Source organism: Agromyces sp. Y182 (assembly GCF_059445385.1).
Window position 1 is genome coordinate 2540799 of the sequence record NZ_JCAIUF010000001.1, and the last position, 24646, is coordinate 2565444.

The following is a 24646-nucleotide window of genomic DNA, read 5'->3' on the forward strand; positions in this document are numbered from 1 at the left end:
ATCGAGATCCGGGTGTTGCGGGTGCGGTGTTCAGTGGTGGTGGGGGTCTCGATACGCTCCTGCGTCGCTACTCGACCGGCGGGGTGGGGATGTTCGTTGATCGAGTAGGCGCGCCAGCGCCGTATCGAGATCCGGGTGGGGAGTCGACGGGCGAGGTCTCCCGCCACAGTGGCGCCTCGACGAGGGTGACGGCGTCGAGCGCAAGCAGCGGACCGTCGACCGAGCGACGGCGCGCCGCAGCATGCTCGGGCAAATGCACGGATGCCCCGGGGTGCAGCGGCACGATGCGCAGCACGAGCTGCGTGGCCGGCGTGATGCCGAGCTCGTCGAGGCCGATGACCCACGGGGTGCCGTCCCAGAAGCGGTCGGCGACTACGACCCCGTCGACCTCGAGACGGGCGACGTCACCTGCCCATTCGACCTCGAGCAGGCGGCGGCCGTGACGTGCTTCGGGTAGCTCGAGCGTCCACGAGGTGGCGTGGCGCGCGACCTCGTCGCGAGTCGGCGACGAGGCACGGCCTGCGCGCTCGCCGTAACTCGACGGCGGCGTCTCGCCGGGCGTCGGCATGCGTACCGCGATCGTCGACTCGCGCCCCCGCTCGCCGTCGAGCTCGAGATCGAACGCGACCGGCTCGAACCGGCCGGCTGCGGCGTCGTACTCCTGCACGACCGGCGCGGCGGCCGCGCGAACCGCGAGCCGCCCGTCGACGTCTTCGAACACGGCATCGGCGCTCAGCACGAGCCGTCGGCGACCGCTCGCGTCGAGCACCCACACCCGGTCGGCGAGCGACGATGGAACGACGAGCACCGCGAGCCGCGTGTCGCCCTGCGCGAGTTCGACGCGTTGCGGTTGCGCAGCGTGGACGACCACGACACCGGGTGCAGGCGAGGTGAGAGCGGAGGTGTCGGCAGCGGTCACCGTCGCCGAGGTCGCGAGCTCGACGGGAATCCCGGCTTCGGCGACGAGCACGAGGGTGGGAGCACCAGCACCAGCACCAGCACCAGCACCAGCACCGGCACCAGCACCAGCGCCGGCACCAGCACCGCCACCGAGCACCGTCAGCGCCGTCGCCGTCGCCCAGTCGAGTTGCACGCCCCCGAGCTCGAGGTGCAGCGGCCAATGTGCGATGGTGCCGGCCGGCACGTCGATGGGCGCGTGCGGCAGCACGGTCGTGCCGGCGTCGAGGGTCACCGCGAACCGCACGTCGCGCACGGTGCCGAGCGGCACGTGCGGCTGCTGCCAGGTGATGAAGAGCCATCCGGATGCCCCGTCGCTGCGCAACGCCCACCGCAGGGTGTCGGCGTCGTCGACGTTCGTCGGGTGGTGCGCGGGCAGCGTCGAGGGCATGGGCGCGAGTTCCGCGCCGAACGCCGTGAGGAAGGCGTGCTGGCGACGCAGCTCGGCGTGGCTCGGTGCAAGGCGGCCCGCCGCGCCGATCGGCGCATGGAAGTCGTAGTCGAACTCGGGCAGGTCGTTCGGGTAGCCCGTAACCTGCGACTCCGCGAGGCCGGGGCGCGGGTTCGTGCCGCCCGCATACATGTAGTAGCCCTGCCAGCCCGAGCCGTTGCCGATCTTGTTGTGCGCTACCGCGGCGACATCCGCCCCGCTCAGTAGGGGTCGGCGGTGGTACGCCGTGGCCATGCCCCCGCCGAGCTCGCACGTGGCGGCCGGGAACGACGCCGATGGCAGTCGGGGCGTCTCCGGACGCCGGCCGATGCCGGGGTGGTCGCGCAAGTCGGCGCCGATGCCCGGGTCGTCCCACGTGTGCGAGAAGAAGAAGTGCTCGCGAAAGGTCGTGTCCCACTCGTGGTCGGCGTCGACCCAGAAGCCGTCGCCGTAGCCGCCGTAGAGGGGCAGCACCTCGCCCTCTGGCAGCTCCGCGCCGCCCCACGCGGTCGCCGTGTAGATGGGCGCGACGAGGCCGTGGCGGCGCGCCATCGCCTTGAGCGTGGCGAGGTGTGCGGGCTGGTCGTAGAGCTCGTTGTCGAGCTGGATCGCGATGACACGGCTCGCCGGCCCGCAGAGCGACGCGAGCTCGGCGCCGAGCGCCGCGAACCACGGCTCGACGAGTGCGAGGTAGCCGGGGTCGTCGCTGCGGTGGGCGACGGGCGCCTGCTGAACCCAATCCGGGAACCCGCCGTTGCGCACCTCGCCGTGGCACCACGGCCCGATGCGCAGCACGGCGTCGAGCCCCGCCTCGGCTGCGCAGCGCACGAACGCCGTGACATCGAGGCCGTCGTCGAAGCTCGCGTGCCCGCGTTCGGGTTCGTGGTGGTTCCAGATCACGTAGGTCGCCACGACCGTGATGCCGCCAGAGCGCATGAGGCGCAGGCGCTCGTTCCATTCGCTGCGCGGCACGCGGCTGTAGTGCAACTCACCCGACACGGGAATCACGGGCCGCCCGTCGAGCTCGACGTAACGGTTCGTGAGCGCGACCCGGTCGTGCCGGTCGAGCTCGTTGGCCATCGCCGGTCGCGTGAGCGACTCGCCCCATGGCTCGTGCGCCACGGTGAGCAGGGCTGCGTCGCGCGCCTCGGGCGCGTCGCGTGCGTCGGCTCGCGATGGTGCGGGCGGCAGAACGGATGTCACGACGGAGTGCTCCTTCATGCGAACGGTGTGGCGAGCCTGCGAACAGTATGTCTGACCACTGCTTCGGCATGGTGTTGAATAAAATCCAGCCTTCTGTCGAAGGCGACACTGCGTGCGCTGAACCTGGCGACCCTGTCTGCGCTGGTGGACCCGGCGTCGGCGCATCGCCCAGACGAAGGAGTTTCATGACCACCGCCACCCACCTGCCGCAGCCCAAGGGCCCGTACGCGACCACCAGGCGCGTCGGCGACGTGCTCTACCTGTCGGGTCAGGGCTCGATCGACGTGAGAACGGGGGAACCGGTACTCGACGACATCCGCTCGCAGACCCGACGCACCCTCGAGAACGTCGAGGCACTGCTCGAGGCCGAGGGCTTCGAACTCGGCGACCTCGCGCAGATCACCTGCTACCTCACTGACATGGACGAGTGGCCGGCGATGAACGAGGCCTACGCCGCGTACCTGTCCGATCGTGCCCAGCCGGTGCGCACCGCGTTGCAGGTCTCGAGGCTCCCGTTCGGCATCAGCCTCGAGATGACGTGCGTTGCGCACCGCGAGAGCAGCAAGGGCGAGGGATCCCGCACCGAGGGCGTGTCGGCATGAGCGCCCCCGGCTCGACCTGGACCTGAGTTTCGTTCCGTGACGCCGACTCGTCCTCCACAGGCTGGTGCGGCAGCACGTTTTCCACAGGTTGTATTTTCGCGACATCTGAATGTCAGAGGGTCGCGCATGAATTGACTCATGGCCGAGGTCGCGGCCGGGCTCACCCGTCTCTTCGACGCGCACCTGGCGCCGCGTTCGGGCGGCGGGTTCCTCACCGACGCCGAACGCACCGACCTCGCCGTGCAGGCCGAGACCCGCACCAGCGACCAGCAGCGCCACGACGTGCTCGCGGCCGTCATCGACACGGCTGCCCGCTCGGGTGAGCATCCGAGCATCGGGGGCGCCGCGCCGACGTTGCTCGTGAGCGTGCGTGCGAGCGATCTCGAGTCGGGCCGCGGAGTCGCCCACGCCGACGGCATCGAACTGCCCGTCTCGCTGCGTGCCGCACGGCACATGATGTGCACCGGCGGCATCCACGTGGTGCTCGACGACGCCGGGCGCATCATGCAGCTCGGCTCGCGAGAACGATGCTTCACGCCGCACCAACGGCGGGCGATCACGCTGCGCGACGGCGGCTGTCTCGTCCCCGGGTGCTCCGTGCCCTCGGCATGGTGCGAGATCCACCACGTCGTGCCCGATGTCGATGGCGGCCCCACCCATCCCGACAACGGCGTGCTCCTCTGCTGGTTCCATCACCGCACGATCGACACCTCGGGCTGGGGCATCCGCATGCTCCGTGGTGTGCCGCACGTGAGGCCGCCCGCGTGGCTCGATCCCGGTGGCGCCTGGCGTGCCGTCTCGAAGTCGCCGACTCGACTCGCCGATCGGCGGGAGCGCGGTGAGCCCGGCGAGTTGAGTGGGCAGGGTGAGCCTGGTGAGCCCGTCGAGCCCGTCGAGCCCGTCGAGCCCGCGGCGTGAGGTGCCCGGGCGTGGCATCGGCCGTGCTGGCGGTGGTCGTGCTCGCCGCGGCCTCGTTGTCGGCGGGGCCGCGCGCCGGTTGCCTGACCAGGGACAGTGATGCGCAAACGCAGCCCGAGGCCCGATCTGGTGTCACCGTTGGCAGTGGACGTCTTCGCGTACTCGCTGGGATCGGTCAGCGGCGCACCCGATAGCGCAGGTGAAGCACTCGGTTGCCCTGAATCACCACGTCAGGATCCTCCAACAGGTGCTGCGCCTTGACCGACCCGAAGTAGCGCTTGCCGGACCCGAACACGACGGGTACGACGTCCATGCGCACCTCGTCGACCAGGCCCGCGGCAAGCACCTGGCCACCGACGTCGCCGGCGGCGACCTCGACCAGGCGGTCACCCGCAAGCTCCTGCGCCTTGGCCACGGCCGCCTCGACGCCGTCGACGAAGTGAAACGGCGCCTCGGGGTCCCATCCCTCGGGCTTCGGTCGGTGCGTCACGACGACCACGTGGTCGACCCCGCCCGGAGGTTTCCCGTCCCAGCCGTCAGTCATGTCGAAGACGTGGCGGCCGGCGATGGTCACCCCGACCTGGTCCCAGTAGGGCCGGATGTGGTCGTAGGACGCCTGCGACACGTTCAGGACGCCGCTGTCGTCCAACGGCACATCACCGCTGACCAACCACTCGAACAGCGGACCCGGATCGTCGTTCTCAGCCGCAATGAAACCATCCACCGAGACCGACGCATTCATGATCACTTCTCCCATGGGTTCCTCCTCTGTTCGGAGTCCCAAGTCTTGCGCGTAGTGAGTGGTCGCTCTTGTAAGAAATCAATCGGCTGGCAGTGGCCAGCCGTCCAGCTCGTGGTCGGGATGTTCGCGCAGGAATCGGCGCCGGCGCTCGACATATCGGGTCGGCGTGAGCCCGGTGAACTCCCGGAACTCGTGGACGAAGTGGGCCTGGTCGAAGTAGCCCGCGCGGGCGGCAACGTCGGCCCAGTCGATGGGTGCGGCGACGTCGATCGCCAACACGGTGGAGGTGAAGCGGTAGCTGCGAGCCAGCCGCTTCGGCGTGACACCGACAACCGCCTTGAACCGCCTCGCCACATAGGTGCTGCTTGCGCGACCTGCCACGCCGAGGTCGCCGAGCGGCACCGCTCCGCCGGTCGCCGCGATGGCGCTGCTCGTTTGGCGTACGAGGTCCAGGCCGTCGATCTCGCGCAGCCGTCGCGTCAGCTCATCTTCGAACAGCGTGAGCATCTTGTGCGGTCCGTCAGCCCTCGTCAGCCGGTCTCGCAGCTCGGCAATCGCCGCCGGGCCCCAAATCTGCGCGACCGTCGCCGGCCGGTCGCACAGTTCGCTTGCGGGCATCGGCAAGAACGGCGCCAGCCCCCACGGCTTGAAGTGCACGCCGACGGACCGGGTGCGGGGCGGGTAGCTGAACTCCCACGCGCGCGTGGGAGTGGTGACCACGCAGCCATCGACGTATTCCGCCACCTCGACAGCGGTGCCGGCGCGGATGAGGAACGGCATTCCGAGGTTGATGATGAGCAACGGCGCCGGCGCCGCCGGCAGCGTCAGTCGGGAGTACGGCGGCGTACCCTCCAGGTAGTAGAGGTCGTCGATCAGCCCGTCGAGCGGCGGTCGCGGCATTCTGGAGACGTACTCCACGCCCACAGTATCGCTGACGCCCCGCCCCGAGTACACCCCGCATTGTGAAGAGCTGGTTTCCTGACGTCTGACTCGGGCGCCCATCGCAGATCGCCGTCGGCGGTCGGATATCTCGAGTGCTCAGGCGACTCCGATGGGCGAGCGATCGCCGCGGCATCCCACTTCGGCACTTGACGCCGACCGGCGGGCGAGTGAAGATTGACACGTTTCACGGGAAATCGCTTTCCCGACTTATCCGGCGAGCATTGCCGCCGCCGGACGCACCAAGGAACCGATCAAAGGAGATCCCGTGGGCCCACACGCCCGACCCCGCGGCGCGCGACCGTTCGTCGCCGCCCTCGCCGGCGCGGCGCTCGTCGCCGGCGCCGCGTTCACCGCATCGCCGGCAGTCGCTGCCGAGCCCGAGATCGACCTGAGCTTCGACTTCGGCGGGCCCGCAACCCCGGTCGCGGCCGGCTGGCTGGGCGTGAACCCCGCCACGAGCTACAGCGGCGAGCCGGGCTACGGTTTCACGACCGCGCCCGCCGCCAACGGATTCCGCGACCGCGGCGGCGACGACCTCATGGCGCGCGACTTCACGATCGGCAACACGCAGGCGTTCGCCGTCGACGTGCCGAACGGCAGCTACGAGGTCACCACGTGGGCCGGCGACCTCATCGCCGGCAACTCCACGAGCTTCGACGTCGAAGGCACCGCGTTCGCGGGGCCGCGCACCTCCATCGGGCAGGTGCACGAGCAGTACTTCCCGGCGATCACCGTCGCCGACGGACAGCTGAGCGTGCGCGTCACGGCCGGCGACGGCCGCATCAACGGCATCCGCGTGCAGACCCCGCTCGCGGCACCGGCCGGCCTCGCGGCATCCGACATCGATGCAGAAGGCGACCTCTCGGTCACCCTCGCGTGGCAGCAGGCGACGGATGCCACCGGCTACGCCGTCTACCGCGCCGCGCCCGGTGGCGAGCTCGTCGAGATCGCACGGCTCGCCGACGAGACCACCACGACGTTCACCGACACCGACGTCGCTCTCGGCGAGAGCTACGAGTACGCCGTCGCGACCGTGAAGGGCGAGCGCACCTCGCGGCCGAGCGAGGGCATCGAGGCATCCGTCACCGATGCCGAAGTCGAGAAGCCCGCGACGCCGACGGGCATCGCGACCACCGCGGTCAACCGCAACGACCTGGCCCTCGCGTGGAGCGATCCGGGCGACGCCGTGCTGTGGAAGGTCTACCGCTCGACTCGCGCCGACATTCCCTTCGAGCTCGTCGCCACCGTCGACGCGCCGGCCTTCACCGACACCGACGTGCTCACCACGCGGCCCTACCTCTACGAGCTCGTCGCGCTGAACGCGGGCGGCATCTCCGCCACGTCCGACACGTTCGCCACCGAGGTCGCGACGACGCTCGTGCGTCAGGCCGAGTACCTCGACCGGGCACCCGTCGCGGTGCAGACCGGCGATGGCGTCTACCTCGGCTGGCGACTGCTGGGGCTCGATGCGCGCGACCTCGGCTTCAACGTCTACCGCGACGGCGCGCGCATCACCGACGAACCGATCACCGACACCACGAACTTCGTCGACCCCGACGGCACGACCGAGTCGAGCTACCTCGTGACCGCGACGATCGGCGACCGCGAGGTGTCGGTGACCGACGAGTTCGGCGTGTGGAGCGACCAGTTCCTCGACATCCCGCTCGAGAAGCCGGCCGACGACGTCACTGCCGACGGCAAGCCCTACACCTACGCTCCCGGCGACGGCACGGTCGGCGACCTCGACGGCGGCGGCGAGTACGAACTCGTGTTCCTCTGGAGCCCGTCGATCTCGAAGGACAACTCGCAGTCCGGCTACACCGGCAAGGTCTACGCCGAGGCGGTGAAGTTCGACGGCACGCGCCTCTGGCGCATCGACCTCGGCGTGAACATCCGCGCGGGCGCGCACTACACGCAGCTCGAGGTCTGCGACTTCGACGGTGACGGCCGTGCCGAGGTCGCGTTCAAGACGGCGGACGGCACGGTCGACGGCGTCGGCACGGTCATCGGCGACGCGAGCGCCGACCACCGCAACTCGGGCGGCTACATCCTGAGCGGGCCCGAGTACCTGACCGTCTTCGACGGACCGACCGGAGCCGCGATCGACACCGTCGACTACGACCCGGGCCGCGGCAACGTGAGCGCGTGGGGCGACGCGTACGGCAACCGGGTCGACCGGTTCCTCGCGGGCGTCGCCTACCTCGACGGCGAGCACCCGTCACTCGTCACGAGCCGCGGCTACTACACGCGCACCGTGATCGCCGCGTGGGACCTCATCGACGGGCAGCTCGTCGAGCGATGGAAGTTCGACTCGAACGACGCCGGCTCGCAGTTCGAGGGCCAGGGCAACCACCAGTTCGTGACGGCCGACGTCGACCGCGACGGACTCGACGAGATCGTCTTCGGCTCGATGACCATCGACGATGACGGCACGCCGCTCTACAACACGCGCCTCTTCCACGGCGACGCCCTGCACGTCGGCGACTTCGTCACCGACCGCGCCGGCCTCGAGGTCTTCGCGGCGCACGAAGACGTCAGCGGCAACGGCGGACTCGGCGCGACCATGCGCGACGCCGAGACCGGCACCGTGCTCTGGTCGACCAAGGCCACGAAAGACACGGGGCGCGCCACCGCGGCAGACATCGACCCGGCCCACCCCGGCGCCGAAGCCTGGAACATCGGCGGCGACGCCGCGTGGAACTCGCCCGTCGGCACCCTGAAGTCGGCCGCGGGCGAGGTGCTCTCGACCGACATCCCTGCGGCGAACTTCGTCACCTGGTGGGACGGCGACCTCACTCGCGAGATCACCGACCATGTGTACGACGAAGCCACGACGACCGGCGTGCCGACGATCTCGAAGTGGGACCCGGTCGCGCAGGAATCGGTCGAACTGCTGCGCGCCGACGGCACGTACACGAACAATACGACGAAGGGGAACCCGGTCATCCAGGCCGACCTGTTCGGCGACTGGCGTGAAGAGCTCGCGGTGCGCCTGCAGGACGGCAGCGGCATCCGCATCTACACGACGACGGATTTCACTGACGCACGCATCCCGACGCTGATGCACGACTCGCAGTACCGGGCCGGCATCGCCTCGCAGAACTCCGCCTACAACCAGCCGCCGAACCCGAGCTTCTTCATCGGCGAGGGCATGGCGGAGCCGCCGGTCGCGAGCATCGCGTACGTGAACGCGCCCGCTGAGGACGCGAGCGCGCCGGTCATCGCCGGCTTGCCGCAGGGCACGGTCGTGGCCGACGCCCCGTTGCAGCTCGCCATCACCGCCGACGACCCCGAGAGTGGCATCCGCTCGCTCGAGGTGACGTTCGACGGCGAGCAGGTCGAGGCGGATGCATCCGTCGACCTGGCCGGTCTCGCCGGAGAGCGGGTCGTCACCGTCCGGGCGACGAACCACGCCGGATTCGTGGCCGAGGCGTCGAGCACGATCCTCGTGGTGCCGGCCGACTCCGCGGCATCCGCCCCGGGTCGTGGCATGCTCTCGAACACGAGCGGCTGGCAGAACGGGCTTCGCGACGGCAACTTCGACGTGGTCATGAACCTGTGGTGGGGCACACCGGGCAGCATCGTCCGGCTCTACGAGAACGGCGAGCTCGTTGCGACGCGAGTGCTCGGCGACACGGCCGGAATGTCGCAGACGACGGGCGTCACCTTCGAGGGCAAGCCCGACGGCACGTACGTCTACACCGCTGAGCTCATCAACGCGAAGGGTGCAACGGCGACCACGTCGACGACGGTCGCGGTGACGGATGCCGCGCCGGGCACGCTCGTCGTCAGCCACGACAACTGGGATCGGGACGCCGACTTCACCGCGACGGCGAACCTGTGGTGGGGCACGAACGCGACCTCGTACCGCTTCGAGCTCGACGGGGTCGTCGTGGGCTCTGGCCCGCTCGTCGCGGCTACGCCGTCGGCTCAGGTGGCGTCGGCATCGTTGACCGGGGTCGCACCCGGCGAGCACACCCTCGTCGCGGTGTTCGCGAATGCGAACGGCGAGACGGCGTCGAAGGCGGTGAAGGTGACGGTCAGGTAGCGAATCCGAGGGCGCAGGCGTGCTCGCCTGCGCCCTCGGTCGTCGCACCGTGGCGCCGCTCTCTAGGCGGGTCGCACCGCGTCGCCGACCGCGATCGAACCCGGCGACTGCGGCGCGAGGAGCACGCCGAACCAGGTCTTGCCCGCCCACCGCCGATGCTTCGCGAGCGTGCGGATCGGCTCCTTGCCGCGGGCGAGGGTCTCGGGGTCGATCGTCGTCATCACGCAGCGGTCGCACACTTTCGTGATGCGGAATCGCACGCTGCCGAGGTCGATGAACGGCCAACCGTCTTCGGCGAACGGCTCGTCGCCATCGCCGTCGATCACGACATTCGGCCGGAACCGCAGCATGTCGAGCAACGGCGTCGACTCGTCGGTCCACGCGTTGAGCTGGGCGAGGGATGCCTCGCTCGTGAGCAGCAACGGGCCGGCGTCGGCGAGCGACATCCGATCGCCCGGCAGCCCGCCGTTCGCCGGGTTGACCGTGCGCTCGCGGGGATCGGGCTGCCAGACGAGTCGCGCCTCGATGCCGAGCCGAGCGCTCAGCCAGGCGTCGGCCTCGGCGCCGGCGGGGAGCGCGGTGCCCTGCCGCGTATGACCGACGGGGATGGGCGGGGTGTCGGTCGGCGGGCGAACCAGCAGTGGGGCGTCGGCGCTGGCGCTGGCGCTTCGCCCGCGATCGCCGAGGAGCAACCCGCCGTCGGCGAGCGGCTCGGCTGTGAACGCGAGCATCTCGTTGTGCTCGCGCGCGGTCACGGGCGCGCCGGATGCGTCGATGACACCCCACCGGCGGTCGCCCGCGAGACCCCACGGCAGCACCACGGCCGAGTCGACGTCGAGTCCGGCGAAGGACTTCACCGGGTGGATCCGAAGGCGTGTCACCTGCATTCGAGAACACTAACGAATGCGCGGTCGTGGTGGCTGCCGCGCGCAGGCGCCGCTGTCGGTGGGTGATGGGAGCGTATCGGCATGGCAACGCATGAGCACCGCATCCCATTGAGCATCGACTACGTCGAGATCTCGGTCACCGACATGGCCGCCGCGCAGGCCTTCTACGGCGCCGCGTTCGGGTGGCAGTTCACCTCGTACGGCGACGAGTACGCGGGCATCCGCACCGCCGCCGAAGCAGACGGCGACGAGGCCGGCGGGCTCGCATTGGCCGACGAGGTCGTGCGCGGCGGGCCGCTCGTGCTGCTCTACAGCGACGACCTCGACGCCACGGTCGTCGCAGTCACGGCTGCCGGCGGCGAGGTCGTCAACGGCCCCTACGAGTTCCCCGGCGGTCGCCGCTTCCACTTCACCGACCCGAGCGGCAACGAGCTCGGCGTCTGGGCCGCGTAGCGCGCGGACGCCGCAAGCGGGCAGCACCCGCTTGCGGCATCCGCTTCACTGCTACCCGTTGAAGTGCGCGAGGATGCGCCCGACCAGGTCCGCCCGCTCCTCGTCGGTCGCGAGCTGCTCGAGCCCGAAGCCGAAGATGAGCGTGTCGGGTGTCGCGACCGAGGCCACGAGCACTGCGAGGCCCTGCGCCCGCTCCCAGTCACTGAAGTTCGCCGGGCTGCCGGTGGGCGGCCCGAGAACCTGCCACGCACCGAGGCTCTCCTCGAAGCCCTCGGCCGTGAGCTCGCCCGACGCCGTGACGATCCTGGTGTCATCGAGGATGACGCCGAGTCCGCCCGAGCCGGGGTCGGTGACGTAGCTCACCACGAGCTCGATCTGCTGGTTCGCGTAGTCGGACAGGTCGAACGACACGGGGATCCACCCGCCTGAAGAGCCGGTCATCGCGTTCCACGAGCCCGTACTGCCGGTTGCGGTGCACGGGTTGCCGAGCGTGAGGTAGTGCAGGAGCTGCGGATGCACTCCGGCGTAGAAGCCCCCCTCGCATTCGGTGGGCGGGTCGGTGGATGTCGCGCCGCCGACCTCGGGCAGCGTGGTCCACGCGTCGGTGCCAGCCGGGCGCACCTCGACGAGAACATTGTCATAGCCCAGTTCGACGTCGAACGCGATCTGCGCCGTGAACGTCGGCGCATCCGCGGCGGTCAGCCCCGTCAGGTCCACGTTCTGCCCGAGACGTTGGTAGCCGTTGTCGACGTGATCGGCCGCTGCCGCCCACTCGCCCTCGATCGCGCCGAACGGATCGGCGTAATCGGCGACCCCCGTGCTCTCGAACTGCGGGAACTCGTCGACCGGGAGCACATCGCTCGTGTTCACGAACGCTCCCGCCTCGTCGACGGGGTTGTCGACTGTCGCCGGGCCGCCGAACGCCGCTTCGAAGCCGTCGAGCGGGGGAGCGGTGCCCACGGTGCCGTCGACACCCACCGCGGTGCGTGCATACGCGCCCATCCAGTACTGCGTGAAGTCGTCGGCGAGCAACAGGCAGTCGGAGAAGAAGTCCTCCGTCACCGCGCAGTCCTCGTCCGGCGCTCCGTCGAGCCCGTAGTAGATGCCGCCGAGCGAGGAGCCGAGCTGCCCGTAGTAGCCCGCGGTCTCGCCGGCGAGCGCGAGTTTGCCGCCCTCATTGAGCCAGTCGCGGATCGACATGGTGAGGTACTGCTGGCGCTCAGCGACCGAGAGGTCTTCGAGCGGACCGAACTGGAAGGTGTCGGTCAGGAAGTCCTCCGGATCCTGCGTCAGCCGGTTGTCGCCGAGATACCACAGCGCCGAGTCGTAGTGCGAGAGCACTCCGAGGTCGTGCGGAATTCCCTGCGCGTCCACGTCCCAGACATCCGGAGTCACGCCGTTCGCCTCGAGGGCCGCGACGTGCTCGTCGACGTACTTCGGCGCGGTCGTGCCGGCCGGATACGTCGGGTTCACGCCCGTGTAGTCCTCGTTCGCGATGACGAGCACGTTGTTTCCGGTGTCCTGTGCGACCTCATAGGTGAAGTGCTCGCTCTCGACCTTCTTGAAGTTCCGGTTCTTCAGGATGTCGCGGAGCGAGGGCCGTGCCGAGAACCAGACCTCCACGGTGTCGCCCGCATTGGCCCCGCGCACCGTGCCCCGATACTCGGCGTAGTAGTCGTCGTTCTCGTCGCCGTAGCGTTCACCGCCCTGCCACTCCTTGACGGGTGCGATCCTCGTGCGCCCGTCGTTGATGCGGTAGTTCATGAACTTCGCGAGCAGGTCGCGCTTGGCCACGACCGCGACCGGCTGCGGGTCGCCGTACGAGACCGTGAAGCTGTCGACCTTGAAGTCGGGAGCGTCGAGGCCCACGGACGACACGGGGTCGTTCGGGTCGAGCGCCGACTCGGCAGTCGCGAGAGCGAACGGGATGTTCTTCTCGAACTCGGCCTGGATCAGCGCCTCGTCATCGGGGAAGTTGAATCCGCTCTGGCAGTCCTCTGCGAGCCATTCGTCATCGTCGACCGAGTCGGATGCCGCCTCGCACGTCGACATCTCGGGGGTGAACCCGAGCGTGCCGTACGCCTCTTGCATGTGCGAGTCGATGTCGCCGTTCGTGGTGTACAACTCGGCGGAGATGTCGGGGTCGTACCCCGGAATCGCCGGGTTGGCGTCATCGCCGACCATCGCCTCGTAGATCACGTCGTCGGGCGACGGTGTCGCCACCTGCCAGCCGATGCCGTGCAGCAGCAGTTCGGCGGCCGAGTGGTAATTCACGAAGAACTCCGGCGTGATGCGGTCGAAGAGCTCGTCGAGCGCTTGCGTCTCGGGTTCGGATGCCGCGGAGGGACCGCGGTACGTCTCGCTCGCCGGGTTCGGCGACGAACCTTCGTTGTCGTAGCCCCAGCGCGTCGCGGAGTTGCGGTTCAGGTCGACGCCGTCGCCGGTGGTGATCACGCCGTCGCCGTTGTTGTCGCGCAGGTTCTTGCGCCAGAGCCGGTTGCCCGCTTGGAACGTGAAGTCGTAGCCGTCGGGGTTCGCGACCGGCACGAACCACAGTTCGGTCGAGTCCACGAGGTCGGTGATGCGCGGGTCGGTACCGTACGACGTGAGCACCAGGTCGAGCAGTCGACGCACCATCTCGGGCGTGATCCACTCGCGGGCGTGCTGCGCGCCGACGTAGACCGTCGTGGGGCGCTTGCCGTCTTTCGCCCGGTCAACGTTCTTCGTGACGCGCACGGCAGCGATGTCCTGCCCGTTGGTCGTCTGTCCGACCACCTGCACTTCGGCGATCCTCGGATGCGCCGCGGCCTGGGACATGAGCTCCTCGAGCAGTCCGCCCTCGCCGCTGTAGGGGCGGAACACGCCCTCTTCGGCCTGCAGTGAGCGCCGCTGCGCGCTCGGCGCCTTCTCCTGGAGGTCAGCGCCGCTCGCTTCGAGCTGCGCGGCCTGCTCGCCCGAGATGATCACCTCGACGTCGACCTGGCCGGATGCCTCGGCGCTCGGTGACGCGACGATCTCGTGCCGGTCCACTCCGAGGTCCACGATCGCGGCGAGTCCCTCGGCATCGACGGTGCCCGTATAGACGGCGAGCTGGTCACCTCCGCCGGGTGGTGGTGCGGGTATCGCGACACTCGGCGTGGCGCTGAGTGCGGTGATGACGAGTGCTGCTGCAGTAGCGGCGGCGAGCTGGCGGGCTGGGCTGGTGCGGAACATGGCGTACCCCCTCGTAACGCGATGACGTCATACCGGGTGGTTCTCGAACGTTCGAACCCGACGATCGGTCGTGACATGAACGTTGCTCATCTTCGTCCCCTCTTCAGGGGCCGTCAACAGTTTCGGCAGATCACACGCATGGATCGCACCGATGCCGCATCACACCCACGCCCGGCGCGCGGCCTCGGCACCCAACTGGAGCCGGGTCGTGACGCCCGCCGTCTCCATGAGCTCGGCCACACGCCGCTGCACGGTGCGCACCGAGATGCCGAGCTGGGCGCCCGCCGCGGCATCCGTGAGGCCCAGCAGCAGAAGTTTCAGCAGGTCGCGGTCGACCGCATCGTGCGCGCCCGGCAGCTCGCCGGCCGAGACGAACTCGGTCGACGTCGACCAGTACTCCTCGAAGATCGCGATGACGAGGTCGAGCAGGCCGCTCGGATGCACCAGCAGCGCGCCCGACGACCGGTCTTCGCCGTGCGATCGCATCGGGAGCAGCGCCATGTCGTCGTCGGAGATGATGAGCCGGGTGGGCAGCGTCGGCAGCACCCGGATCTCCTCGCCGAAGGGCGCCGACTCGCGCGCCGCGTCGATGAAGCCGGGCCATTCGAGCACCGCCTTCTCGACGATCACTCGGTAGGTCACGCCGCGGTGGAGTGCGTCATCCTCGGCCGTGTTCTCCTGGGCGTCGAGGAAGGCCACGTCGCTCAACATGAACACGCGCACCTGCTGCGTCGCCGAAGCCTGCAGCTGAGCGAAACGCTGGCGCACGGCATCCGCCCCCAGCACGACATCGACCACATCGGGCGCCGTGCGCTGCGCGGCCCCACTGCGGTAGATCTCGCTCAACTCCACGAGCGCCTCGTGCGCCTGGGTGAGCCGGCGTTCGCGGTCGAGGAGCATCGGGCGCAGGGCCAGCGACGGCGGCGAGGCGACGACCCTGTCGGGAGCGGATGCCTGCCGCGCGAGCAGCCCGAGACGCTCGAGTTCCGCGACGATCGCGCGCACGTCGGCGGGCGACTTCCCAGCGGATGCCGCGAGCTCGTCGACGCTCGCCGACGGCGACTGCAGGATGAGCCGATACAACGAGGTGTGCTCGTCGTCCAGTCCGATCGCCTCGAGCACGAGTGCCTTCCATCTCTCGCCGGCCACGGTCACGTCGGTCGCCGTTCAGGTGGCGGATCACAGCCATGGCATCTCTCCGCCACCACCCTAGCCAACAGGCCGTGAGAGGTTGCTTGGCAAGCCAGTTCGTACGCGTGAGAGGTATCCCTAATGCCACGAAGCATCAGACCATCCGCACCACGGCGCCGATCGATCGCCGCCGCCATCAGCGGCCTCGCGATCGGCGTCGCCGGAGTCGGCGCAGCCGTGCTCCCGGCCAGTGCCGATCCGGCCGGTGGCGGCACCCCGCCACCGGCCGTCTCGGCCGCGGCACCCGCTCCCGCCGGCGGCTCGCACACCGTCACCCTCATCACCGGCGACCGGGTCACCGTGACCGACCTCGCCGGCGGCACCCACGCGGTCGAGATCGACCCCGTCGACCCCGGCGAGGGGTTCCAGACCCTCGACGTCGACGGCGAACTGCACGTGCTCCCGAGCGGTGCGATGCCGTTCATCACGGCCGGCGTCGTCGACCGCGACCTCTTCAACGTCACCCGGCTCATCGAGTACGGCTACGACGACGCCTCGGTCGACGCGACCCCCGTGATCCTCGAGCTCGACGACGGCTCTGCAGCACGCAGCTTCGCCGCCCCCACACCCGGTGTCGAGATCGGCACGCCCCTTGCGAGCATCGGCGGCGCCGCGGCGACGGCGGATCACGCGAGCGCCGAATCGACCTGGGCAGCACTGACGGATGCCGCGGCATCCGATGCCCGCAGCTTCAGCGCTGAAGGAGCAGACGGGGCCGACGGCGCCGTCAGCCTCGGCGGCGGCATCGAGGCGATCCACCTCGACGGCAAGGTGCAGGCGACGCTCGACTCGAGCGTGCCCTACATCGGAGCGCCCGAGGCGTGGGCGGCCGGCTACACCGGCGACGGCGTGACGGTCGCGGTGCTCGACACCGGCTACGACGACACCCACCCCGACCTCGCCGGCCGGGTGCTCGCCGACTCGACGAGCTTCGTGCCCGGCGAAGCGGTCTCCGACGACGTCAACGGCCACGGCACGCACGTCGCGTCGACGATCGCCGGCACCGGCGCCGCGAGCGGCGGCACCCACCGCGGCGTCGCCGACGGCGCCGACCTCCTCATCGGCAAGGTGCTGAGCGGCGCCGCCGGTGAAGGCCAGGACTCGTGGATCATCTCTGCCATGGAGTGGGCGGGCGAACGCGCCGACATCGTCTCGATGAGCCTCGGCACCCGCTACGGCGACGACGGCACCGACCTCATGTCCCAAGCGCTCAACGAGATCTCGGCCGAGACCGACGCGCTCTTCATCGTCGCCGCGGGCAACTCCACGGCGCCCGAGACGATCGGCTCGCCCGGCTCAGCCGCGAGCGCACTGACGATCGGCTCGGTCGACGACCCGACCGGCGCCCTGTCGTGGTTCTCGAGCCAGGGCCCGCTCGTGCGCTCCGGCGCGCTGAAGCCCGACCTCGCCGGCCCCGGCAACGACGTGACCGCCGCCCGCTCGGCCGACAGCCCGGGCGAAGGCTCCTACATCGGCATGAGCGGCACCTCGATGGCGACCCCGCACGTCGCGGGCGCTGCGGCGATCGTGAAGCAGCAGCATCCCGAGTACACCGCCGCGCAACTGCGGGCCGCGCTCGTCAGCACGGCGACGGATGTCGGGCTCACGCCCTACCAGGTCGGTTCCGGCGTGGTCGATGTGGCCGCCGCGATCGAGGCCGACATCGTGGCTTCCGGTTCCGGTGACTTCGGCATGCTGTCGTGGGGCGAAGACGCGGCCCCCGTGACTCGCACGATCGAGTACGCGAACCGCGGCGACGCCGAGGTGACGATCGAACTGACCGCCACGCTCACCGACACCACACCCGGCGCGGGTGGCGGTGGCCTCGAACCCGGACGCGCGGCCGGCGCTGCCGCCGAGGCATCCGATGTGCTGACCATGGATGCCACCTCGCTCACGCTCGCCGCGGGCGAGACCAAGGCGGTCACGCTCACGGCCGACCCTGCGAAGGTGCCCGCGGGAGCGCAGCTCTCGGGCGTGCTGACGGCGGCCGTCGACGGCGACGCGGTCACGCGTACGGCGCTCGGCATCATCGCCGAAGCCGAACGCTACGACCTCACCGTCACGGCGACCGACTTCGACGGCGAACCGCTCGAGACCTACGGATGGATCTGGAACGCCGAGACCGGCTGGTACACCTCCTTCGGCGTCGCGGGCGAGACCACGCTGCGACTGCCGGCCGGTCTCTACTCGGTGATGTCGTTCATGGACGTCGCCCGTGAGGCCGACACCCAGACGATCGCGCTCGTCGGCGACCCCGATGTCGTGCTCGATGGCGCAGCGACGGTCGCGTTCGACGCCCGGGCCACGAAGCCCGTGACCGTCGATGTCGGCGAAGACGGGCTCGAGGCCACCGTGCGTCGCATGGACTACCAGGCCGACGGCTTCACCGGCAGCGTGTTGGCACCCGTGTGGGTCGACGAGCTGTACGCCCAGCCGCTGGAGGCGACCGAGGCGGAGAGCTTCGACTTCACGACCCGGTGGCGGCTGCAGGAGCCGACCCTCTCGCTGAAGGCCGGCAAGGAGTCGCTCGACCTCATCCCGCAGGTCGGATCGACACTGCTCGACGGCAAGATCCGCGCCGGTGCCGTCGACGTGGGACTCGGCAGTGCCGAGGAGTTCGCCGCGGTCGACGTGGCCGGCAAGGTCGCGGTCGTGACCCGCTCCGACACCGTCTCGGCCCCGGCGCGATCGGCGAACGCGGTCGCAGCGGGCGCTGCGCTGCTGCTGACCGTCAACGACGGTGACGGCGAGCTCAGCGAATGGGTCGGCTCCGAGGACTACGTCAGCGACACCGCCATCCCCGTCGCCGCGATCAGCGGCGTGCAGGGTCGCCGGGTGCTCGAAGCGATCGCGCAGAAGAAGGTCACCGTCACGGGTGAAGGCATCGTGGACCCCGACGAGATCTGGGACATCGCCCGCTACAGCGACGGCAAAGTGCCCGAAGACCTCGATTACCGCCCGCGCGGGCTGACTCGCATCGACACGACCTACCGCGGCGAACCCGGCCCGGTCGCGGAGTTCCGGTGGGACTTCGTGCCCGGCGTGGAGTACGGATCGGGCTACCCGATGCGCACGACACGCGGCCTCGAGCGCACCGAATGGGTGAACACCGACCAGGTCGAGTGGTATCAGGACGCCACGGTCGTCGACGCCGGATGGCAGGTGCGCGACATCAAGCGCGCTTACGAGCCCGGCCAGAAGCTCGAGACGAGCTACTTCGGTTCGATCGTGCGGCCGTACGTCGGGCCCGGCTACTGGGCGCCGCACCGCTCGGGCGACAACGTGCAGGTGAACCTGCCGTCGTGGGCCGACGGGGCGAGCGCTGAGCGTACCGGCACGTTCGACGTGTTCTCGGGCGCCGTCGACCGTGCGCAATTCACCGAGGTGTACGTCGACGGCGAGCTTGCGGGCTCAGGGCCGTACCAGGGGGTCAACGTCTGGGGGCTGCCCGATGGTGAGTCCGAGTGGCGCGTGGTGAACACCGCGACGCACGACGGCACGTACCTCGCCTCGTCGACGTCGACCACGACCGAGTGGACCTTCCGGTCCGCCGGAACGGCGGGCGACTACACCACCCAGCTGCTGCCGATGCTGCAGGCCTACTACGACATCGACATTGACGCTTCGGGCAAGGCCGGCGCCGGCCGCAAGGCGGGTGCACCGGTCAAGCTCGACCTCGAGCTCGGGCACCTCGCCGGGGCATCCGGCATCGCAGCGATCACCGACGCGACGCTCGAGGCACGAGTCGAGGGCGGTGACTGGCAGCCGGTCGAACTCGACGTCACCTCGGCCGACACCACGGTCGACGAGCCGTCGGAGGAGTTCCTCTCGATCTTCCCCGAGGGGCGTGACGTCGTCACGGCCTACGCCGCCGAGATCGACGTGCCGAACGCGGGCGCGTGGGTCGACCTGCGAGTGACGGCGACGGATGCCGCGGGCGCGACCTTCAGCCAGGAGATCGTGCGGGCATTCGAGGCGACGGCCGCGAAGAAGGGCGGCGGACACGGCGGCGGCGGACACGGCGGTGGCGGACACGGCGGCGGCGGACACGGCGGTGGCGGACACGGCGGCGGCGGACACGGCGGTGGCGGACACGGCGGCGGCGGACACGGCGGCGGCGGACACGGCGGTGGCGGCGGACACGGCGGTGGCGGGTACGACTGGCCCGGCTGGCCGGTCGGTGGCCGCCACTGATGACGGACGCCGGATGACCCGGTGATCGTGCTGAGGCCCGAGCGACTTCCCAAACTGGGGCCGCTCGGGCCTCAGTTGCTCGGGCCTCAGTCGTCGTGGCGGTCGCGACGGCGCGTGCGCGGCTCGTCGAGGCCGAGGTGTACGCGAGTGCGCTTGCGCTCGAAGACGATGAAGCCCGCGCCGATCGCCCACAGCGGCAGCTGCGTGAGGAAGGCGAGTCGGAACGCCTCGAGACTGTAGGTGTCGGGAGTGCCGGCGCCCTGCGCGTCCATGGCGATGCCGATGAACAGGATCGCGAGAAGGGCGGCGAGGAACCCCCCGACGTTCACGATGCCCGTGGCCGTGCTGAGTCGATGGCGCGGGTTGTAGGTGCGGGCGTGATCGAAGCCGATCATCGAGGCGGGGCCGCCCGTGCTGAGCGCCAAGGCGAGCACGAAGAGCAGCCACAACGGTGCTGAGCCGGGCCAGAGGATGACGGCGAGCCATGCCGCCACCTGGACGGCGATGATCGGCAGCACGAGCATCCGCGATCGCCGCATCGGATGCCGACTCGACAGCGCGCCGATCACCGGGCCGACCACCATGCCGGCGACGACGTAGACGCTGAAGATCAGCGAGGCCATCGCCGCAGAGAGGCCCTCGCCGACCGTGAGGAACGGGAAGCCCCACAGCAGGATGAACGCGGTGCCCGAGAACGGCGCCGTGAAGTGCGACCAGAACGCGAGCCGGGTCGCCGGGTGCGCCCACGATTCGCGGAAACCCTGCCGCAGGTCGGCCGACGAGGTCACCGCGTGCATGGCGCCGGTGGCGGTGTCGACGCTCACGTCGGAGTCGCGGCCCGGTGGTCGGTTGCGGATGACGGCGAAGGTCAGCACGGTGAAGAGCACGCCGAGTCCGGCGAGGCTGCCGAACGCGACGGTCCAGCTCGTCGCGTGCAGCAGGGCTGCGATCGGCAGGATCGCGAGCAGCTGGCCGCCCTGGCCGACGATGCCGGTGAGCTGCACGAGGAACGGCGCCTGCCGTTCGGGAAACCAGACGGCGACGACGCGCAGCACGCTCGGGAAGATCGCCGCGTCGCCGGCGCCCAGCAGCATGCGGGCGAAGATCGCCGTGCCGACGTCGGGTGCGAAGGCCATCACGAGTTGACCGATGGCCATCACGAACATGCCGATGGTGATGATCGGTCGGGCGCCGAAGCGGTCGAGCAGCAGCCCCACCGGGATCTGCATCGCGCCGTAGACGAAGAGCTGCACGACGGCGAAGAGGGAGAGCACCGAGGCATCCGCGTCGAATCGGACCGCCGCGTCGACGCCCACCGCCGACAGCGAGGTGCGGTTCGTGATCGAGAGCACGTAGGCGGCGACGCCGACACCCCAGACGAGCCACAGGCGCCAGGGGCGCACGGGCTGGGGCAGGATAGTCACGCTCCCATCCTCTCGCGGAGCGGGCCGGTGCGCCCACTTGATCGGCGGTCGACCCGGTACCGCGCGTGCTACGGTATCCTGCATACCGACCAGACGGTACGGAACGTGAAGGAGCGCACGCGGTGCAGAGATTCGAGGGCAGGGTCGCCCTGATCACCGGCGCGAGCCGCGGCATCGGGTTCGCGGTGGCGAAGCGACTCGTGGCGGAAGGGGCATCCGTCGTCATCACCGGTCGCAAGCAGGAGTCACTCGATGCCGCCGTCGCCGAACTCGGCGCTGACCGGGCGAGCGCCGTCGCCGGCAAGGCCGACGACGCCGAGCACCGGGCCGCGGTCTTCGCCCACCTCGCTGAGCGGCACGGGCGGCTCGATCACCTCGTGAACAACGCGGGCATCAACCCGGCCTATGGCCCGGCGCTCGAGATCGAGGCATCCGTTGTGCGCAAAATCCTCGAGGTCAACGTCGTCGCCGCCCTCGAGTGGACCCGCGACGCCGTCACCGCCGGGCTCGATCGTTCGATCGTGAACCTCGCGTCGATCTCGGCCCTCGCCGCGAGCCCCGGCATCGCCTTCTACGGCGTCTCCAAGGCCGCCCTCGTGAACCTCACGACGCAGCTCGCCTACGAGCTCGCACCCGGCATCCGCGTCAACGCCGTCGCCCCCGCCGTCATCAAGACCGCATTCGCCCGCGCGCTCTACGAAGGTCGCGAGGCCGAGGTTGCGGCCGAGTACCCGCTCCGCCGCCTCGGCGAACCCGACGACGTCGCCGGCCCGGTCGCCTTCCTGCTCTCCGACGACGCCGCGTGGATCACCGGCCAGACACTCCCGATCGACGGTGGCGGCAGCATCCGCCCCGTCGGGTGAAGGATTGAACCCATGAGAGACACCAACGTCGCCGACGAGGTCACCAGAGCCGCCGTCGAGCTCTTCGCCGCCCAGGGGTACGCCAACACGAGTGTGCAGCAGATCGTCGAGGCCGCGGGCGTCACCAAGGGCGCGATGTACCACTACTTCGAGTCGAAAGACGACCTGCTCTTCGCGATCTACGAGCGCCTGCTCACGCTGCAGAAGGCGCACCTTGACGAGATCATCGAGCGCGGCGGGCCCGTCGCCGAGGTGCTCAGGGCGGTGTGCGTCGACGTCATCGAGACCTCGATCGACTTCCTGCCCGAGGGCACGGTGTTCTTCCGCAGCATGCACATGCTCACGGCGCCGCGGCAGCAGGAGGTCACCAGGCGTCGCCGCGCCTACCACGACGAGTTCGCGGCGCTCATCGAGCGCGGGCAGGCCGAGGGGCTGTACCGCACCGACATCCCGCGACCGGTGCTCATCGCGCATTTCTTCAGCGACGTGCACTACCTCTCGCACTGGTACTCGCCCGAGGGCGCAGAGGGCAAGACGGTCGTGGCCGAACAGCTCACCGAGCTCTTCCTGCGAAGCATCGAGGCGACGGATGCCGGGGTGACGGATGCCCCGGCCTGACCGCATGCGCGCGTGGCGCGTGACCCGGCACGGCGAACCGGCCGAGGTGCTCGAACTGCACGACGTCGACGTGCCGTCGCCCGGCCCGGGGGAGGTGCTCGTGCGGGTGCGTGCGGTCGCCGTGAACTTCCCCGACGTGCTGCTCGCCCGCGGCGAGTACCAGGTGCGGCCCGAGTTGCCGTTCATCCCGGGCATCGAGCTCAGCGGCGACGTCGTCGAGCTCGGGGCGGATGTCGCCGGCACGCGCGGCTTCGACGTCGGCGACCGCGTCGTGGGCTCGCAGATCGGAGTGCTCTCGGAGTACGCCGTGCTTCCGGCGCTCGCGGTACATCCGGCGCCCGACGCGCTCGACGACGTGCAGGCCGCCGCGCTCATCATCGCGTACCAGACCGCGTGGTTCGGGCTGCATCGCCGCGCGCAGCTGCAGGCCGGCGAATGGCTCCTCGTGCATGCCGCGGCAGGCGGGGTCGGCACGGCCGCCGTGCAGCTCGGCGTCGCAGCAGGTGCTCGCGTGATCGGGGTCGTCGGCAGTACGGCGAAGGCCGAGGTGGCCCGTGCTGCAGGCGCCGAGGTCGTGCTCGTTCGCGGTGACGACGACCTCGTGGCATCCGTTCGCGAAGTGACCGGCGGCGCCGGAATCGACGTCGTCTTCGACCCGGTCGGCGGTGAGGGCTTCGAGCTCTCGACGAAGTGCATCGCCTTCGAAGGGCGGCTCGTGGTCGTCGGGTTCGCGGGCGGCACGGTTCCCGCGGTGCGGGCGAACCACGCCCTCGTGAAGAACTACGGCGTGCTCGGACTGCACTGGGCGCTCTACCAGCAGCGCCGGCCCGACCTCGTCGACGAGGCGCATGCCGAACTCACCCGCCTCGCGGCGTCGGGTGCGATCTCACCCGTCGTCGCTTCGCCGGTGCCGTTCGAGCGGGCACCGGCCGCCGTGCAGGAGCTCGCCGGTGGGGCGACGACCGGGCGACTCGTCGTGCGCGTCGCCGACTGAGCACGACACCTCGACGTGCGCCGCGAGCCGGCGCGGAAGGAGCACTCATGCGCGAGCTCGACGGACGAGTCGCGATCGTCACCGGCGGGGCCAGGGGTCTCGGTGATGCCTACGTGCGCGCGCTGCACGCCGCGGGTGCGCACGTCGTCATCGCCGATCTGCTCGTCGAGGAGGGCGAGTCGCTCGCACGCGAACTCGGCGAGCGGGCGCGCTTCGAGCCGCTCGACGTGACCGACGAGCACGCATGGACCCGCGTCGTCGACGACACCATCGCTGCGTTCGGTGCGATCGACGTGCTCGTGAACAACGCCGGCATCGCGAACGCGGCCCCCATCGAGCACTTCACCCGCGCCAAGTGGGACGCCGTGATCGCCGTGAACCTCACGGGAACCTTCCTCGGCTGCAGAGCCGTCGTGCCGGCGATGAAAGCGGCCGGACGCGGGTCGATCATCAACATCTCCTCGGTCGAGGGCCTGCGAGGCAGCCCCGGCCTGCACGGCTACACGGCGTCGAAGTTCGCGGTGCGCGGGCTCACGAAGTCGCTCGCCGTCGAGCTCGGGCCGTCGGGCATCCGGGTGAACTCGGTGCATCCGGGGCTCATCCTCACCGAGATGACCTCGCGCATCGACCCCGAGGCGCTCTCGATCCCGCTCGGCCGGCCGGCCCTGCCGACGGATGTCGCGGGCACGATCGTCTTCCTCGCGAGCGACGCCGCGGCGTACACGACCGGCGCCGAGTTCGTCGTCGACGGCGGCATGACCGTCGCCATCGCGCACCGCTGACGCCCGCGCTCCGCCGAGGTGCGGATCGCGCGCTGTCGCGGCGAGGTGCGGATCGCGCGCTGTCGCGCGGTGCCTGCTGCGCGCTGTCGCGCGCTGCTCGCTGCGCTCGGCGTCGAGCGAGCGGGCGTGCATGAAAGAGGCTCACGGCCACGGGCAACTGCAACATCGACATACCGTCTGGT

16 protein-coding genes are annotated in these 24646 nt (G+C 70.1%); 9 read left to right on the forward strand and 7 right to left on the reverse strand.

Annotated features, from left to right (window positions below):
- Positions 1–67 precede the first annotated feature (67 nt).
- The gene (locus tag AC1C2R_RS11695; RefSeq protein WP_495380031.1) at positions 68–2608 is read right to left on the reverse strand and encodes a beta-galactosidase; all 2541 of its coding nucleotides are present in this window, start codon (positions 2606–2608) and stop codon (positions 68–70) included.
- A gap of 167 nt (positions 2609–2775) precedes the next feature.
- Here AC1C2R_RS11695 and AC1C2R_RS11700 point away from each other — a divergent pair, with 167 nt between their 5' ends.
- Positions 2776–3192, forward strand: a complete 417-nt coding sequence (locus tag AC1C2R_RS11700; protein WP_495380032.1) for a RidA family protein — start codon at positions 2776–2778, stop codon at positions 3190–3192.
- Positions 3193–3330: 138 nt separating this feature from the next.
- The gene (locus tag AC1C2R_RS11705) at positions 3331–4110 is read left to right on the forward strand and encodes an HNH endonuclease signature motif containing protein (RefSeq protein ID WP_495380033.1); all 780 of its coding nucleotides are present in this window, start codon (positions 3331–3333) and stop codon (positions 4108–4110) included.
- Positions 4111–4285: 175 nt separating this feature from the next.
- Here AC1C2R_RS11705 and AC1C2R_RS11710 read toward each other — a convergent pair whose 3' ends face one another.
- Both AC1C2R_RS11710 and AC1C2R_RS11715 read right to left on the reverse strand, forming a co-directional pair.
- Complete coding sequence (locus AC1C2R_RS11710; protein ID WP_495380034.1) at positions 4286–4867, reverse strand: dihydrofolate reductase family protein; 582 nt, start codon at positions 4865–4867, stop codon at positions 4286–4288.
- 63 nt (positions 4868–4930) lie between these two features.
- Entirely contained in the window at positions 4931–5770 is an 840-nt protein-coding gene (locus tag AC1C2R_RS11715; RefSeq protein ID WP_495380035.1) for a helix-turn-helix domain-containing protein, read from the reverse strand.
- Between the two features lie 289 nt (positions 5771–6059).
- Here AC1C2R_RS11715 and AC1C2R_RS11720 point away from each other — a divergent pair, with 289 nt between their 5' ends.
- Positions 6060–9842 carry a rhamnogalacturonan lyase family protein gene (locus AC1C2R_RS11720; RefSeq protein WP_495380036.1) on the forward strand — a complete coding sequence of 1261 codons (3783 nt, stop codon included), beginning with the start codon at positions 6060–6062 and terminating at the stop codon, positions 9840–9842.
- A 62-nt stretch (positions 9843–9904) separates the two neighbouring features.
- On the opposite strand, the gene AC1C2R_RS11725 is transcribed toward AC1C2R_RS11720, so the two are convergent.
- Positions 9905–10729, reverse strand: coding sequence for an MOSC domain-containing protein (locus AC1C2R_RS11725; protein ID WP_495380037.1), 825 nt, complete (start codon positions 10727–10729; stop codon positions 9905–9907).
- Between the two features lie 81 nt (positions 10730–10810).
- On the opposite strand from AC1C2R_RS11725, the gene AC1C2R_RS11730 reads away from it, so the two are divergent.
- Positions 10811–11182, forward strand: coding sequence for a VOC family protein (locus AC1C2R_RS11730; protein WP_495380038.1), 372 nt, complete (start codon positions 10811–10813; stop codon positions 11180–11182).
- A gap of 51 nt (positions 11183–11233) precedes the next feature.
- On the opposite strand, the gene AC1C2R_RS11735 is transcribed toward AC1C2R_RS11730, so the two are convergent.
- Positions 11234–14395, reverse strand: a complete 3162-nt coding sequence (locus tag AC1C2R_RS11735; protein ID WP_495380039.1) for a M14 family metallopeptidase — start codon at positions 14393–14395, stop codon at positions 11234–11236.
- Between the two features lie 159 nt (positions 14396–14554).
- Positions 14555–15550 carry a TrmB family transcriptional regulator gene (locus AC1C2R_RS11740; protein ID WP_495380040.1) on the reverse strand — a complete coding sequence of 332 codons (996 nt, stop codon included), beginning with the start codon at positions 15548–15550 and terminating at the stop codon, positions 14555–14557.
- A gap of 117 nt (positions 15551–15667) precedes the next feature.
- Between AC1C2R_RS11740 and AC1C2R_RS11745 the strand changes: the two genes are divergently transcribed.
- Positions 15668–19783: a S8 family peptidase gene (locus AC1C2R_RS11745; RefSeq protein ID WP_495380041.1), complete on the forward strand. Its 4116-nt coding sequence runs from the start codon at positions 15668–15670 to the stop codon at positions 19781–19783.
- An 86-nt stretch (positions 19784–19869) separates the two neighbouring features.
- On the opposite strand, the gene AC1C2R_RS11750 is transcribed toward AC1C2R_RS11745, so the two are convergent.
- Positions 19870–21207 (reverse strand): MFS transporter, encoded by a 1338-nt coding sequence (locus tag AC1C2R_RS11750; RefSeq protein WP_495380042.1) that lies wholly within the window; start codon positions 21205–21207, stop codon positions 19870–19872.
- 122 nt (positions 21208–21329) lie between these two features.
- Between AC1C2R_RS11750 and AC1C2R_RS11755 the strand changes: the two genes are divergently transcribed.
- Genes AC1C2R_RS11755 through AC1C2R_RS11770 form a run of 4 tightly spaced genes read left to right on the forward strand, consistent with a single transcriptional unit; the run spans position 21330 to position 24464 of the window.
- Positions 21330–22070, forward strand: coding sequence for an SDR family oxidoreductase (locus AC1C2R_RS11755; protein ID WP_495352671.1), 741 nt, complete (start codon positions 21330–21332; stop codon positions 22068–22070).
- A 12-nt stretch (positions 22071–22082) separates the two neighbouring features.
- Entirely contained in the window at positions 22083–22688 is a 606-nt protein-coding gene (locus tag AC1C2R_RS11760; protein ID WP_495380043.1) for a TetR/AcrR family transcriptional regulator, read from the forward strand.
- Positions 22675–23682, forward strand: a complete 1008-nt coding sequence (locus AC1C2R_RS11765; RefSeq protein ID WP_495380044.1) for an NADPH:quinone oxidoreductase family protein — start codon at positions 22675–22677, stop codon at positions 23680–23682. Before AC1C2R_RS11760 ends, AC1C2R_RS11765 begins: the two co-directional genes overlap by 14 nt.
- Positions 23683–23729: 47 nt before the next feature.
- Positions 23730–24464, forward strand: a complete 735-nt coding sequence (locus tag AC1C2R_RS11770) for a glucose 1-dehydrogenase (RefSeq protein ID WP_495380045.1) — start codon at positions 23730–23732, stop codon at positions 24462–24464.
- Positions 24465–24646: the final 182 nt, after the last annotated feature.